The sequence below is a fragment of the Marinococcus tarijensis genome, assembly GCF_054971385.1.
On record NZ_JBQOJA010000016.1, the window covers coordinates 53,526 to 69,413 of the forward strand.

13 protein-coding genes are annotated in these 15,888 nt (G+C 43.9%); 7 read left to right on the forward strand and 6 right to left on the reverse strand.

Annotated features, from left to right (window positions below; translation table 11 throughout):
• Positions 1–149: 149 nt before the first annotated feature.
• A complete protein-coding gene (locus ACTTK7_RS10540) occupies positions 150–713 on the reverse strand; it encodes a DNA-3-methyladenine glycosylase I (protein ID WP_462868027.1) in 564 nt (187 codons plus the stop codon).
• A gap of 180 nt (positions 714–893) precedes the next feature.
• Here ACTTK7_RS10540 and ACTTK7_RS10545 point away from each other — a divergent pair, with 180 nt between their 5' ends.
• A complete protein-coding gene (locus ACTTK7_RS10545; RefSeq protein WP_462868029.1) occupies positions 894–1,442 on the forward strand; it encodes a dihydrofolate reductase family protein in 549 nt (182 codons plus the stop codon).
• 450 nt (positions 1,443–1,892) lie between these two features.
• Positions 1,893–3,215 carry an endo-1,4-beta-xylanase gene (locus ACTTK7_RS10550; protein WP_462868031.1) on the forward strand — a complete coding sequence of 441 codons (1,323 nt, stop codon included), beginning with the start codon at positions 1,893–1,895 and terminating at the stop codon, positions 3,213–3,215.
• Positions 3,216–3,591: 376 nt separating this feature from the next.
• Here ACTTK7_RS10550 and ACTTK7_RS10555 read toward each other — a convergent pair whose 3' ends face one another.
• Genes ACTTK7_RS10555 through ACTTK7_RS10575 form a run of 5 tightly spaced genes read right to left on the reverse strand, consistent with a single transcriptional unit; the run spans position 3,592 to position 6,185 of the window.
• Positions 3,592–4,059, reverse strand: a complete 468-nt coding sequence (locus tag ACTTK7_RS10555; RefSeq protein WP_462868033.1) for a CBS domain-containing protein — start codon at positions 4,057–4,059, stop codon at positions 3,592–3,594.
• Positions 4,052–4,408 carry a P-II family nitrogen regulator gene (locus tag ACTTK7_RS10560; protein ID WP_462868035.1) on the reverse strand — a complete coding sequence of 119 codons (357 nt, stop codon included), beginning with the start codon at positions 4,406–4,408 and terminating at the stop codon, positions 4,052–4,054. Before ACTTK7_RS10560 ends, ACTTK7_RS10555 begins: the two co-directional genes overlap by 8 nt.
• 31 nt (positions 4,409–4,439) lie before the next feature.
• On the reverse strand, positions 4,440–4,775 hold the full coding sequence (locus ACTTK7_RS10565; protein WP_462868037.1) for a P-II family nitrogen regulator: 336 nt from the start codon (positions 4,773–4,775) through the stop codon (positions 4,440–4,442).
• Positions 4,747–5,496 carry a DUF1538 domain-containing protein gene (locus ACTTK7_RS10570; protein ID WP_462868039.1) on the reverse strand — a complete coding sequence of 250 codons (750 nt, stop codon included), beginning with the start codon at positions 5,494–5,496 and terminating at the stop codon, positions 4,747–4,749. The genes ACTTK7_RS10565 and ACTTK7_RS10570 overlap by 29 nt, the downstream gene beginning before the upstream one ends.
• Complete coding sequence (locus tag ACTTK7_RS10575; RefSeq protein ID WP_462868041.1) at positions 5,493–6,185, reverse strand: DUF1538 domain-containing protein; 693 nt, start codon at positions 6,183–6,185, stop codon at positions 5,493–5,495. The genes ACTTK7_RS10570 and ACTTK7_RS10575 overlap by 4 nt, the downstream gene beginning before the upstream one ends.
• A 1,295-nt stretch (positions 6,186–7,480) precedes the next feature.
• Here ACTTK7_RS10575 and fadX point away from each other — a divergent pair.
• Genes fadX through ACTTK7_RS10600 form a run of 5 tightly spaced genes read left to right on the forward strand, consistent with a single transcriptional unit; the run spans position 7,481 to position 15,367 of the window.
• On the forward strand, positions 7,481–9,079 hold the full coding sequence (gene fadX / locus ACTTK7_RS10580) for a fatty acid degradation protein FadX (protein WP_462868044.1): 1,599 nt from the start codon (positions 7,481–7,483) through the stop codon (positions 9,077–9,079).
• A complete protein-coding gene (gene fadD, locus ACTTK7_RS10585) occupies positions 9,069–10,592 on the forward strand; it encodes a long-chain-fatty-acid--CoA ligase FadD (RefSeq protein WP_462868046.1) in 1,524 nt (507 codons plus the stop codon). The genes fadX and fadD overlap by 11 nt, the downstream gene beginning before the upstream one ends.
• 45 nt (positions 10,593–10,637) lie before the next feature.
• The gene (gene fadE, locus ACTTK7_RS10590; RefSeq protein WP_462868048.1) at positions 10,638–11,843 is read left to right on the forward strand and encodes an acyl-CoA dehydrogenase FadE; all 1,206 of its coding nucleotides are present in this window, start codon (positions 10,638–10,640) and stop codon (positions 11,841–11,843) included.
• Between the two features lie 46 nt (positions 11,844–11,889).
• Positions 11,890–14,148: a 3-hydroxyacyl-CoA dehydrogenase/crotonase FadB gene (gene fadB, locus ACTTK7_RS10595; protein ID WP_462868050.1), complete on the forward strand. Its 2,259-nt coding sequence runs from the start codon at positions 11,890–11,892 to the stop codon at positions 14,146–14,148.
• Positions 14,149–14,179: 31 nt separating this feature from the next.
• A complete protein-coding gene (locus ACTTK7_RS10600) occupies positions 14,180–15,367 on the forward strand; it encodes a thiolase family protein (RefSeq protein ID WP_462868051.1) in 1,188 nt (395 codons plus the stop codon).
• Positions 15,368–15,888 lie beyond the last annotated feature (521 nt).

The following is a 15,888-nucleotide window of genomic DNA, read 5'->3' on the forward strand; positions in this document are numbered from 1 at the left end:
AAAGAAAAAGCCAGAAAAAGTAGCGTCCTCTTTTTCTGGCTTATGGATTGGCTGTAGTATCCATCCATTGCTGCCTCATTTGTTTTGTAATTTCCCCTTAGAGCTAGTGGTAAAACCGGTATACTGGCGGCTCTTCCCCCGGCAATTTTTCAGTTGGAATTGAACGTGTGGAAGCTGCAGGAAATAATATGGTCATCCACCATGCCTACTGCCTGAAGAAAGGAATAAGTAATAACCGGCCTCATAAATTTGAATCCTCTTTTTTTAAGATCATTACTGATTTTGACAGATAAAGGCGTTTGGGCAGGAATGTCCGTATCAGCTGTCCAGTTGTTTATGATCGGTTTAAAATCCACATAGTTCCACAAAAAGCCGGCAAAGCTTCCGAAATCCTTTTGTATTTTCAGTACCGCCTCCGCATTGGAGCGCACCGATTGAAGCTTCGAAAAATGCCTGATGACCTGATAATTCTCTTTAATTGCTTTCAAATCGGTGTCTGTGAGCCCGGCGCAATATTCGATGTCAAAGTTGTTGAAAGCGGATCGGTAAGCCCCTCGTTTCGCTAATACAATATTCCACGATAACCCGGCCTGTGCGCCCTCCAGCGTAAGCATTTCGAATATATACCGGTCATCCCGGCCCGGTCTGCACCATTCTTCATCATGGTACGCCTGCAGAAGTTCACTGTTTTGCGGCCATAAACATTGTCCCATCGACTGTGTTCTCCTTTCCTTCTGTTGAACTTACTGTACCATGCCCAGTAGGACAGCCGCGTGTCCTAGTAAAAAATGTGTCGTGCATCGAATTTTTCGTTCCAGCTTTTGATAGTGATAGTTTAAAGGATTCCAGGCGGAAAAAGGAGAAATCAATAAAAAAGAAGCGGAGGGAAGGGTATGGCAAAGGTATGCCTGGGCATGATTTTATCGCTGGATGGATATGTTAATGACCGTCACGGAGAGATGGGAAAGCTTTATGCCAGCTTTGAGCCGAATGAAGTGATTGAAGCAGCGATGGCCAATACGGGAGCCGTGGTGATGGGGCGGAACAGCTTTGATGAAAGCCCGGATCCGGATGCCTACGCGGACGATTATGAATTTCAGGTGCCGTTGTTTGTGCTGACGCACCGTCCGCCGTCCAATCATCCAAAGGAAAATGAAAACCTTACAATCACCTTTGTCACGGACGGCATTGAAAGCGCGGTCCGCCAGGCGAAAGAAGCAGCCGGAGGAAAAGACGTCGTGGTGCTCGGGGCAGACATCGGCCAGCAGCTGTTAAAGGCGAAGCTCGCGGATGAGCTGCAAGTCGCTTTTGCGCCCGTCATACTCGGTCAGGGACTGCGGCTATTTGAGCACCTGGAGGACTATGAGATTCATCTGGAGAAGCTGCAGGTCATTGAGACCGCCCAGCAGGTGGAAATCTGGTACAGGGTCCTGAAGGAATAGGAAAAGATTTAGGCGAAGCGCTCCTGCGTTTACAGCGGAAGGGCTTTTATTTCTATGCCTACCCGCGTTTTAAAAAAATACTGTAAGCTCGCTTACAGTAAAAATATAAACATACGGGACCAATAAACGGAGCCAAACAAAACAATGACGGAGGAAGAATTTAAGACAACGTCAACCGCCGGTGAAAACAGGAGAAATTAAAAGCTCCAATCAGAATTCATTAATATAATTTACTAGGTAAACAAAGAATAATAACCAATTATAGTTAAAGCGAGTAATGCGCCAAATATATACTTATTATTTTCCTATTTTTTTAAAAACTTTGTTTATTAGGTATATCAACTGATTGGTATATGATAGCATGACCTTGTAATGAAATCGTTTTCATTGTTGGAAGGGGGTCAGATTAGTTCATTATGAATCCAGGGGTTAACTATTAAGGGGGATATGATGAAAAACAATAAAAAATTTATCGCTTCCGGTATGGCTGTGGCTTTAATCAGCAGTGGGGCGGCCATTGCCTCTGCTGACGAAGGAGAAGACGTATCGGCACTCGAAGTACCGGCATTGAAGGAAAGCTATAGTGATTCTTTTCCGATGGGGGCTGCAGTTGAACCAGAGCATTTAGAGGGCACTCAGGGGGAAATTCTTGAAAAGCATTATAACAGTCTTGTTGCAGAGAATGTAATGAAACCGATCTCTCTGCAGCCGGAAGAAGGGGAATTTGACTGGGAGGAAGCCGATCAGATTGTTGAATATGCCAATGAGAATGATATGGAGCTTCGCTTTCATACGCTGCTGTGGCACGAGCAGGTCCCGGACTGGTTTTTTCTCGATGAAGATGGCAATGAAATGGTAGACGAAACCGATCCCGAGCAGCAGGAAGCAAATAAAGAATTACTGCTGCAGAGAATTGATACGCATATCGAGGCCGTAATGACCCGTTATAAAGATGATATCGATGCCTGGGACGTCGTCAATGAAGTCATTGATCCAGAGGCCGAAAATGATGAAGGCCTGCGGAAATCACCGTGGTATCAGATTACAGGAAAAGAATTCATTAAAACCGCCTTTGAATCTGCACGAAAATACGGCGGGGAAGACGCACAGCTGTATATCAACGATTACAATACTAATGAGTCACCGAAGAAAGAGTATTTGTATGATCTCGTCACGGAGCTTCAGGACGAAGGTGTACCCATTGACGGGGTAGGGCATCAAACACATATTAATGTTTCGTGGCCTGAAACTGAAAGTATTGAAGACTCTATTGAACTGTTCACCGGTCTTGGTTTGGATAACCAGATTACTGAACTGGATATGAGTGTTTATCCGTACCCTCCGAGTGGTGAATACAAGAGCTACGAGGAAATCCCGGACGAGGTTCTGGATCAGCAGGCAGAACGGTATCAGGATCTGTTTCAGTCATTTACAGATTTAGATGACCAAATCAGTAATGTAACGTTTTGGGGGATTGCTGATAACCATACATGGCTCGACGATCAGTTCGAGGACCAGGAAACGCCTGGGAAAGATGCTCCGTTTGTATTTGATGTCGATTATAATGTGAAGCCGGCATACTGGGCATTAGACGAAACGCCTTCCTCGCCGGCAGATCTGGAAGACGGGGCTGAAGCTGCAGAATCTGAAGATATGGAAGGCGGAGAGCTCCCTGAAACGTCTACCAATCAACTATCTTACGTGATAGCCGGGGGACTGCTGACTGTCTTTTCGCTTGCCGGACTTCTTTACCGGCGTAAAAAAATCGCGTAGAAAAAACATTGGTTTTTAACCAAAAAAATATGAAAATATTTAATATGTTTATGTACGAGTACGGTTCCCATTCCGTACTCATTTTTTTATGATTTGAATTTCCAGAAAGAGCACCGGGGGGAGATATCTTATATAGTGCATTATGGAGAAGAAAGTTCTTATCAAAAAACTATGGGACAAATACCCCTGCATTATTATCTAGAGATCTATTACAAATCCATGGCTTAGTTGAAGAACGGAAGCTGCCAGCAGCAAACTCATAGAAATCATGAGCTTCTTTTGCCTGCGTGCTTCTTTCGGTTTCCGATCGATGAAACCGTGATTTCAGACAACTTTCCGGCATGAAAAAGCCTGCAGCAGGCAATGAATTTTCCTGCTAAGAACCGTGGGGATCATAGGGCGGTTTTTTTTCTTCGATCCCGGCGATTAATTCGTAGGCATCCAAATTCCCAACAACTTTTCCTCTCTCATCGATCACGGGCAGTTCTTCAAGGGAGTACCGTACAAATAGTTCAAGAGCGGCGGTCAGAGGATCAGAGGTTCTGACGGACACAGGAGCAATCATGATGTCTTCAGCCAAAGTGTCTTTAGATATAAACTCCAAAAGTTTTCCTTTCGGGATTTTTTTCCCGCCATGTACGCTTGCATTTACCGCAAAGACTCTCATTAATTCCTGGAGCGTAATGATACCGAGTAATGATAAATCCTGGTCCACCACATAGACGGAGCGGTTTACCGGGCTGCCCCGGGCAATCTTTTCTTTCACCACCTCCAGGGCGTCCTCCGCGTTCACAAGACTTGGTTTTAACGTGATTTTCCGGTACACATCTTCCACCTTAAGCATGCGTGTTTCCTCCGTTCTCCATGCGCTTGATCAGATGAGTGATCCCGATGGCCCGCTCGACCTCGACCACAAAAGCAATCCCTTTTCCGGGTTTGTTTAATTCCAACCCGGTCGTAATGGCATGCAGGACATCCTCGGTTTTCTTGCGGTCAATCAGCGTCAGCACAAGCTCTTTTTCGGGTTCAATCGTAATATTAAACAGCTTGGCGTGCTCATGAATGCCGGTGCCCCGTCCAAACAGTATCGTTCCGCCTTCGGCGCCTGCCTTCTTTGAAGCTTCCACCACGTCTTCGGAATAGCCTTTATTAATGATGGTCACAATCAAATCATATGAAATGTTGCTTTCCATGTTCTTCCCTCCTGTACCCGATTATTGGATCTTACTGCTGGAGTAAATGGGTAATCCCCGCAATGCGTTGAACATCTATCACAAAGCCCATGCCGGTGCCGGGTGTGTCTAACTTTCCCGCTTTTTCCACCGCCCGGATCACCGCATCTACTTTTTCTTCCGGGATCAATGTCAATACCACCTCTTTTTCAGGGTCGACGCTAATACCAAGGAATTTTTTCGTTTCATGAATGCCTTCGCCTTTTCCTAATATGATCGTCCCGCCTTCGGCCCCTGCTTCTTTGGAAGCCTGGACAATTTTACTTCCTGTATTTTTTTTCACGATGGTCACAAGCAGTTTATGATTCCGATTTAAGGCTTCGTTCATTTTCTTTCTCCTTCCGATGATATAATAACCCCAGGATTAACACGCATAAGATTGGAGAGAGGGCAACGAGGGCAATCATTCCAAATCCGTCTATTAAAGGATCACGCCCTTGGATGGCTCCGGCAACTCCAACGGTCATGGCTACGATAAAGGTAACGGTCATCGGACCGGTCGCGACACCGCCGGAATCAAAGGCAATCGCGGTAAACGTTTTGGTGGAAAATTTAATCAGGATGATCGCTAGAATATATCCAGGAATAAGAAAGTACCATAATGGAATGCCAAACAAAATACGTACCATCGATAAAGCGATCGAAACGGCGACGCCGATGGAAAGCGTGTAAAGCATGACTCTTTGCGGAATATACCCACCCGAAACCTTTTCCACTTCATGATTCAGGATACGGACAGCCGGTTCCGCGAAGGTAGCTACAAAACCGAGCACAAACCCGATGGGAATCAGCAGCCATTGATGCTCCATGGTTCCCATCGTGGTTCCCATCGTTTCCCCAACTGGCAGAAACCCAATATGAACCCCCTGTAGAAAGAAGGCAAGGCCCCAAAATGTTAAAAACATCCCTTTAAAAATATCCAGTAATTTCTTAAATGAAAGCTTCAAAATAAATAATTGAAATACTAAAAAGAACATTAACAGAGGGAGGAGCGCAAAAGTGACTTCATATAACACATGGCCGAAACCATCAAACAGGTGGATCGTCATCCAAAAATCACCCCCAGCACTAACACACCAAGGATCGGTCCGATGGAAGCCAATGCCACTAAGCCAAATCCGTCCGCAGAAGCTGATTTGCCTCCTAAAACAGAAGCAACACCCACTCCCAGGGCAAGGATAAACGGAACGGTCATGGGCCCGGTCGTAACCCCTCCGGCGTCAAACGAGATGGGGACAAACTGGGGAGGGGTAAAAGAAGCCAGGACAAAGGCTGTGCCGTACCCACCAATCAAGAGGTAGGTGATGGGGATATTCAACAAAATCCTTAGCATGGCCAGGCCCACAAAAATGGCAACTCCCAACGCCACGGTATAAATCAGCACATTACTGGAAATCAATCCGCCGGACACAAGATCCACCTGCGTAGCAAGCACCCGCACATCCGGTTCCGCTACCGTGACTACAAATCCAAGAAGAAAACCAGCAATGACAATCCATCCGGGTTTACCAATATTCGGTAAGGAGGCACCGATCATTTCCCCTATGGGCAATAAGCCAATATTCACGCCTAATAAAAATAATATTAATCCCAGGGAGACCATCACCGCCCCAGCGAAAAATTGAACAAGCATCCCGGCGGGCATCCCAATAAAGGTCACCTGCAGCAAAATAACAACCAATGACAGCGGCAGAATGGCATAGACCACTTCTTTCACTGTATCTTTTATACTTTGCATTTCAGCCTCCTTTCGTCTGTGGTCTTTAAAGAACTTATATACACTCTATGATTACTTTTAGCGGCATAAAGATGGTTAATAGGAAGGGAAAGATTCTTCGTGAGTATTTGCGGAAACCAACTTGCTGTGTGATGAGAACACAAAGCAATATACTACCGGTGCGGGCCCCGAGTAATACGATTCGCTTTCGAAAGAATAAACTGCACCCATAACCATCGAATAAAACTCGTGATGGTAACGCTTACGATGATAGATAGCAAAAAGAACAAAAAGTTTGTGAAGGCTGAAGGCGATGGGGTTATGGAGAGTATAAATAAAAGGGCGATGATTCCAAGAATGGTACTTACAAACAAAAACAGCCAAAAACGACTTTTTGCACGGTAGTCCTGGGCTACAGGAGCGGACCAGGCGTCACGAAAAGGGGGAGCGCCTGGTTCGCCTTTGAGCACATGGAGCAATGGCGAGGAGCAAATCAACCTCCAGGGGACCGTTTGTGCCCGTTGCAGGGAATGATAGTCGCGGGAAAGGACAAGACGAATGTTTTTATCAGCTGAAGGGGCGGGGGTTAGGGAGTAGCTAAAGACAGAGCACCCAGCTACCTGCCACCCTCGCTTCCGGTACTGCTGTAATAGTTGTTATTCTTTGGTATAGGAACGAAAAGGCATCGCAGAAATGATAATTTTTTTCTTTTTACGCACATATTTCCCCCCTCAGCAATAGAGTAATAGCTGCTAATCCAGAAACAGAAAGAATAGAAGAGAAATGATAATAAAGAAGCTGCTTATCTATAAAGCGATACGAACGTCTTTCCAGTAACTGGTTGATCGTTCTGCCCATTTACCCATTGAGTTCTCCTTTCGCATGCATGTATCATCACTTGTATTTTCTGGCACCACGGCAAAGTTCGTTCTGTATACATGAACGTAGTGGAAAAAAGAAAAAGCTGAAACCACGTTTGATTTCTAGATATACGCTCCATGCCAGAGTTTCGTTCCACTTTTGACGAAAAAAATTGTGATTATTCAAAAAAATAAATAAACAATCTCGATGGAGGTCGAATTCACGTCCACATCGTCTGGAAAACCTTTCATCTTGTAAATAATAGAAACAGGGTCTGGATTAAAGCCAATTCAATATCTACTAGTTTATTATTCAGAGCATTATTAGAGTATAATTTGAAACTGTTTACATTTGTTGTATAAAATGATAAATTTAAAACTGTAGGATGAGGATAAAGAAGGGGGTACATTTATGGTGAAGGTATAGCAGGATAAATACTGTAGGGAGGTTGGGACATGCAGGTTATTTCATACAATGATTTGAAAAACATTATTACCCCTGGAGATACTATTTCCATTGCAGCCTTATCTGTCGGAAATTTACCAGCAGAAATATTAAAAAATATAGTTGATGAGTACGATAAAACTGGAGGTCCGGATAATCTTACTTTTATTATCGCAAATGATATAAGTGATTACGAGGGCGGGATTGATCTTGATGCTTTCGTCCAGCGGGGAATGATTAAACGGTTAATAACGAGTCTACTCACGGCTTCACCAGCTACTATTGAGGCGATTAAAAATAATGAAGTTGAAACATATTTTTTTCCACAGGGAATTCTTGCTGTACAATATCGGAATCACTCCGTTTCATCGCCGGGGATGATTACAAAAATAGGTTTAAATACAAGCGTAGACCCTAGATATTCAGGTGGAACGGTTAATGATGCCACCACCGGGAGCTTAGTCTCTGTATTAGAAATCAAGGGAGAAGAATATTTACACTATGACTTTCCTGGCGTTGATGCAGCTCTTTTACGGGGAACTTACGCTGACGAAAAAGGAAATATCTTTATGACTCATGAGTCCCATTTGGGAGAAGGATACAGTGTAGCGGCCGCCACCCATCAAAATGGCGGGAAGGTGATTGTTCAAGTTAAAGAAATTGTTCAAAGCGGCAGCTTTCCCCCTCATGAGGTGTTTATTCCCGGTGAACTCGTGGATTACGTTGTTATAAATGAAAACCCCAAATACCATAAGCAGGTGATGCAGGCTTATTATGATCCTGCTTTATCAGGCCACTACCGGGTGAGTGATATACAGGAGCAGCCTATGGAACTCAGCTCCCGTAAAATTATTTTAAGACGGGCTGCCCAGTTTTTAAGTGAAGGGGATGTAGTCAGTATTGGTTTTGGTATAAATAATGAGCTGCCAAATGTATTGATAGAAGAACATGCGGAGGATTTGGTTCAGCTTAATATTGATACCGGCGTATTTGGAGGCATTATCGGCAGTAAAGACCGCTTTGGAATGAACTATAACCTGGACGCGAGAATGCGCCATGAACTGACATGGGATTTTATATATCATGGCGGCCATGATATAGCCTATCTCAGCTTTGCGGAAATCGACCGGTGGGGAAACGTAAATGTCTCTTGTTTTGGTAATAAAATGAGCGGAAGCGGCGGGTTTATAGACATAAGTCAAACTGTGAAGACTATTATTTTTTCAGGAACCCTGGTGGCGGGCAGTCAGTCTTCTTGTGAAAATAATCAGCTGATTATTGAACAGGAAGGCCACTCGCATAAATTTGTAAATGATGTCCAAAGTGTAGATTTTAACGCAGCGTATTCGAGAGAACTGAACCAACAGGTTTTTTATGTAACTGAACGGGCCGTATTTCATTTGGTGGAGGAAGGCTTAAAATTAATTGAAATCGGTCCGGGGCTGGATTTACAGAGGGATATTCTATCAAAGATGGATTTTGATCCTATTATTTCTGACGAGTTGAAAATTATGGACCAAAATATTTATCAAAATGATTGGGGGGAATTGAAGCAATCGATCCAACATCGGAATCATATTGATAAAGGAGAAGATAAATATGAATTATGATTGGATTAAAACAAGATCAGATTTTGACAGAGTGAAAGCAGCAATTATTGATCCGGGAAAGGGTACAGAATGGTCGTATCAGGATTTAAACATCCGGGCAGAGAATTTAGCGAATTATTTGCAGGATCAGGGAGTAAAACGCGGGGATGTCATCGGTATATTCGCACCAAATGACGTTGCGATACTGGATGTGTTGTTTGCTTCATTTAAACTGGGGGCCGTTTTCCTGCCGATTAATTGGCGGCTGAAATCGTTAGAGATTGAAAGCATCATTTCGGATTCTAATGTCAGGCTGATTTTTTACGCCTCCAATCATCTGGAGTCCCTGAGAGGAATCCCTCAAGAGCTGATTCATATGGATATCGATTCCCCGGAGTATGATGACATTGTTAATCCTAAAAACCACCGCCCGTTTAAAAGTGTCGATGTAGAAAGCGACGACCTTGCGTCTATAATATATACGAGCGGGACCACAGGATTACCAAAAGGGGTTATGTTCACCTACGAGTCGTTTGTTAATAACATGATCAATACCGCATTGACGTATAAAACACATGCCGGTTATACAACGATAGTATCAACTCCAATGTTTCATGTACTGGGATTTAATGATTTGTCGCTGCCGTTATTAATGGCTGGCGGAACATTGATTCTGCACCGCTATTTTGACGGGAAGGAATTAAATGATCTGATGGTAAAATACCAGCCCGATTATTTAATGCTCATACCAACCATGTATTATGGCATGCTGGCAGCTGGCAATTTTGATATTCAGGGCTTCAAAAATGTTGAGTTCTTAATACAGGGCGGTTCTGCACCGCTTCCGGCTGTACAGAAAAAATTTGAAAGTATGGGTTACACATTAGTCAATGGCTACGGTTTAACTGAAGCTCCACTTGTTATGGTTAATACACCTGACAATGCAATAAAGAAACCAATGAGTATTGGCAAGCCTGTCATGTATATGGATGTCCGACTGCTGGATGAAAATTATAACGATGTTGAAACTGGTGAAATTGGGGAATTGGCCGTCAACGGTAAAAACGTTACACCAGGCTATTGGAACAAACCGGAAGAAACAGAAAAATCATTTGCAGGCAGTTATTTCCTAACAGGCGATTTAGCCAGGCAGGATGAAGACGGAGATATCTTTATCATTAACCGGAAAAAGGAGCTCATTATTACCGGGGGTGAAAATGTTCTGCCTTCTGAAGTGGAAGGTGTATTATCAGAGCACCCGCTTGTGAGGCAAACGGTGGTAGTGGGATATGAAAGCCCTGAATTTGGAGAATCTGTTTCTGCAGTAGTGCAATTGAAAGAGGACGATCCGGATTTCGAAGCTAAACTGGACAAGCATGTGAGAGAGCACCTCGCAGGCTACAAAATACCGCGAATATATTTGAAAGTTAAAGATGTCCCATTAAACTCCACCGCAAAGCCTGACAGACTAGAATTACAAAAAATGGTGAATCAAAAAGCACAGGAAGCAAATCAGAAAAACGAATTGCTTTAAGCGACTTTTTTGAAAGCGCTATCAGAATATACTGGAGGCTATACTATGGCTGAAAAACAAGCACTGATAAAAGAATTATATCCTGAAGATTTATTAAATATTTCTAAAGAGTTAACTGAAGGGGAAGTTCAGTTTTTAAAACAACTCAATGATCTGCTGGAAGAAAAATACCGGGATTCAATTAATGATCACTGGGCTAATGCAACAGTGCCTGAAGACTTTTTTAATGATATGGGTAAACTGAATTATTTCAACAACCCTCTGCTGTTTGAAGGGCGGGAAGGTGAACGGACGACGAGTCAGCTGTTTCAGTTTTTCATGTTATATACAGTGGCAAGGTTTGATGTTTCATTAGTTACTTTGATGGGCGTGCATCAAGGTTTAGGACACAATGCGTTCCTGTTTGGCGGAAGCAAAGAACAAGTGGCGTATTATGTGCCGAAATTACAATCTCACGAACTGAGGACCTGCTTTGCTTTAACCGAACCTGAACACGGGTCGGATGTAGCCGGCGGTTTAGCAACGACGGCTAAGCGTGAGGGGGATAAATGGGTAATAAACGGGGCGAAAAAATGGATAGGCGGCGCCACTCTTTCGGATGTCATACCAGTTTTTGCTACAGATGTGGACACAGGTAAACCAAAGGGATTTATCATTCGGCCTGACCAGGACGGCGTGGATATGGATGTCATTGAAAATAAAATTGCTTTACGAATTGTGCCAAATGCTAATATTCACTTAAACAACGTGGTCGTCCAGGAAGAAGACAGGCTGCAAAATATTAACGGCTTCAAAGACATTGCGAAGGTGCTGTACTCCACACGTGCTGGTGTGGCCCATATGGCGACAGGAGCGATAGCCGGGACCCTGCGGGCAGCTCTGGATTATGTGAGCGAACGTAAACAATTTGGCAAAGAACTCAGCAAATACCAGTTAATTCAGGAGAAGCTGGCTATGATACAGGGAAACCTGTCCCATGCCATGAGCCTGTCTGCGCAGCTTGCCCGGATGCAGGGGAACGGGGAATATGATGAAGTGGCAACCTCAACCGCAAAAATGATGAACGCCTTAAGATTAAGGGAGTCTGTTGCAATGGGACGGGGGATTACAGGAGGCAACGGTATTCTTGCCGAATATGATATCGCGAGATTTTTCTCGGACGCCGAAGCCATTTACACCTACGAGGGCACTCATGAAATTAATGCATTAGTTATTGGGAGAGCATTAACAGGGGACTCTGCCTTCATCTGATGGCAGAAAATGGCTGAATAAATTTCAGAAATATGGAGGTTATTTCATGACGATGAGAAAAGCAACCGTCTTAGGAGCGGGGTTAATGGGCAGCCAAATTGCTGCCCTTTTGGTAAATGCAGGTTTAAAAGTAAAGCTGCTGGACATGGCAGTTGATGAAAATGAGCCAAACAAGATTTCAAAAAAATCCTATGATATGATTACCGATCCGAAATGGCCGCAATTATTTGATTTAAACTTTGCCTCTAATCTGACTTATGGCAATTTTGCAGAGGATTTATCGGGGCAGGATGATTCGGATATTTTTATTGAAGCTGTAAAGGAAGAAGTGGAAATAAAGCATAATATTTGGGACCAGGTGAGACGTGTTGCCAAAGACGATGCCTTATTTGCCACAAATACTTCAGGCATTCCGATAAAAGCAATCTCCCGCGTATTTAATGATACGGAGCTGGAAAGATTTTTCGGCATGCACTTCTTCAACCCGCCCCGGATCATGAAGCTGGTAGAAGTGATTCCTGGTCCTAATACGTCCCCTGAAGTAACAAATAAAGTCCAGGCTTTTGCTGCAGATGTGCTGGGCAAAGGTGTCGTCACAGCAAATGACGTTCCTGCATTTGTTGCTAACCGGATAGGGACACAGACCATGAATGATGTGATGTATCGTGCCGAGAAAACGGGCCTGTCCATTGTGGAGGTCGATGCCCTCACGGGACGGGGTATCGGAAGGCCAAGCCTGGGAACGTATGGGCTTGTTGATCTGGTAGGGCTTGATATTGCGACAACCGTGATCAAGGGCCTGCAGCAGGATCCAGAAGAACAGGAATTTTTCCACAATACGCGTATTGCAGAAAAACTGATGGAAAACGGCGCGTTGGGGAGGAAAACCAAGCAGGGTTTTTATAAGAAGGACAAGAAATCACTGCTGGTTTTTGATCCTGAAAGCAATGAATATGTACAGCCGGAGCAGCCCGAATTTGAGCTGCTGAACAGTTTCAGTAAAGATTTGAAGTCAAATATGGACCTCATCTACAACGCTGAAGATAAAGCGGGCATGTTCTTATGGGAAACCCTTAGAAACAATTTCTACTATAGTGCTTTGAATGTGCCGAAAGCGGCGACGGATTTTAAAGACATAGACCGTGCCGTGGTATGGGGATTCAACTGGAAAAAAGGGCCTTTCCAGCTGTGGGACCTGATGGGATTCGAACGCGTTAAGGAACGTATGCAGCGGGAGCTGGGGGCATTACCGGAATGGATAGAAAAACGCAGTACCCCATTTTATACTGAAGGTGAGTCGATTGAGCGTGTGACTCCGGTAGCAGCGTTTACAGAACGCGAACTATGGAACAGGGAAGACTCCAGTCTTTCTGTTGCAAATGAAGACCAGCTGTTACTGAAACTGCAAAGTACGAATAATATTATTACCGATGGCTTTGCTGATGATTTAATCGAGTCTATCGATCTTTTAGAAAATCAGGATTACTCGAGCATGGTCATCTATGCAGAAGGAAACAATTTCAGTGTGGGTGCCAACCTATATCTGATGAAAAAAGCACATGAAGAAAACACAGTGGAAGAGACCGTGGGACCTGCAATTGAAAAATTGCACGAGAGCTTCAGCCGTCTTAAATATGCACTTAAGCCTGTCGTAACAGCCGTCCACGGAAAAGCTTTAGGCGGAGGCTGTGAATTGGTTCTTCATTCACCGGTGGTAGTAGCAGCAAGTGAAACGTACATGGGACTTGTGGAAGCAGGGGTAGGACTGCTTCCCAGCGGTGGCGGCCTCGCCGAAATGGCGGACCGGATTCTCGGAACAAGCCATAAGCACAATGATAAACAGGAATCGATGACTAAAGTACTGACGAATGTAGGGTTCGCAAAAGTGTCAACGAATGCTTATGAAGCGCTCAGGTATGGTTATCTAAGAGAAACCGACTCTATTATATTGAATACAGAGAAAAGAGTGGAAATAGCTTTAAAACGAGCACGGTTTGAAGTGGAGACAAATTATGTTCCCCAGCCGAAATTAAACTATTTTGCTTTAGGAAGAGATTATAAAGCACTAGCTCAAGGCCAATTGGAGGCCCAGCGTGTTGGAAACTTCATAAGTGCTCATGATTATACAATCACTTTAAGTGTTGCCGATGTTTTATCGGGAGGAGACCTTCCGCGTAACACCTATATTAATCAAAAATACCTTCAAAAGCTTGAAAAACAAAAATTCTTAATGCTGTTACAAAACGAAAAAACGTACGAGCGAATTACTCATATGCTGGCTGCAGGCGAGCCTCTGCGAAATTAAAAATGTGGCAGCAAAGAAAGGGTGAAAGTCAGTGCAAGATGCATATATAGTAGCTTATGGGCGTTCTGCTTCAGCTAAAGGAAAATTAAGTGGTGCTATGGCTCACGAAAGACCTGATGAAGTTGCGGCACAGGTACTAAAAGGGGTGCTGGACCGGGTAGATGGTCAATTCCGTCCAGATATGATACAGGATGTTATCGTTGGTAATGCTTTTCCCGAAGGCCTGCAGGGACAAAATATCGCACGTTCAATTGCGCTGCTTGCCGGACTGCCGGAAGACGTGCCGGCCCAGACGGTGAATCGTTATTGTTCTTCAGGGCTTCAAACAATTGCGATAGCGGCTAATCAGATCGTGTCCGGCCAGGCAGATATTATAGCAGCCGGCGGGGTTGAACTGATGAGTGCCGTTCCAATGGGTGGCAACGAGCCGGTTAACAGTCCAATACTCCAGGAGGAAGAGCCTGGAGTATCCTATCCGATGGGACTGACGGCCGAGATGGTAGCTGAAAAATATAGCGTCTCACGGGAAGATCAGGATGCTTATGCTGTGGAAAGTCACCAGCGTGCTAAAAATGCCCAGGATTTAAGAAAGTTCGATGACGAAATTATCCCTATTAATATAAATAAGGTTACGTATGATTATGACGAGCCTGTGGTAACAAAGAATGTATTTGATACAGACGAGCTGGTGCGTCCTGATACCAATATGGAGGATCTAGCGAAGCTGCCCACTGTGTTCAAGGCCGATGGGACAGTAACAGCCGGTTCATCTGCCCCGCTTACCGATGGCTCAGGCTTTGTGGTTGTAATGTCAGGAGAAAAAGTTAAAGAATTAGGCGTCACGCCTATTGCACGATTCGTGGGCTTCAAGGCAGCGGGTGTTGATCCAAAAATCATGGGAATCGGCCCGGCTTATGCCATTCCGGATGTGTTAAAATTAACTGACCTGACGGTTGATGATATGGATTTAATCGAACTAAATGAGGCATTTGCGGCACAAACACTGGCCTCTATCAGAAAGACAGGGTTGGACATGACTAAAACGAATGTTAATGGAGGCGCCATTTCATTGGGCCATCCTCTTGGGGCCTCGGGAGCGATGCTGACTGCAAAACTGCTTGCTGAAATGAAAAAAAGACCAGATTCCAGGTACGGGATGGTGACCATGTGCATTGGAGGGGGCATGGGGGCCGCAGGTATATTTGAATACATCAGATAGTTGGCTTTAGTATTCTAATGTATCAGTTATTTTTGTTCGCCCAAGCAATAATCAGGAATCCGTAAATATTCAGTGGGGCTGTCCTATTTTTCGGACAGCCCCACTTTCTTGTTTTGGCGATTTCGATTAGTACTTTCTTTTACCTTCAACGAAAACAGACAAGTGTTTCCAGCAATAATGAAAATGGAGGTGACTATTAATGGAACTCTTATATGTATTAGCGGTATTAATAAGTACCGGAACGTTTTTATTTTATTTAGGTAAGGTAATGCGTAACAAATAATTACATAAAAGCCGGTATGAAGACTGGCAAAGCAATTTATATAACAAAGAGATACTAAGTATTAAGTGGGCAGTTGAAAAGCACACCTGTTTTTAATATAGCTTGAACCGTTTTTATACAAATAATTTCTTATTTAAAGAAGTATTAGAAATTTATCGTTGAATTTTTGGCTCAACACCAAAATATGTTCTTGATAAAAAGAAATGAAAAAACATCTGCCCCTCTGTTATGTTGAGAG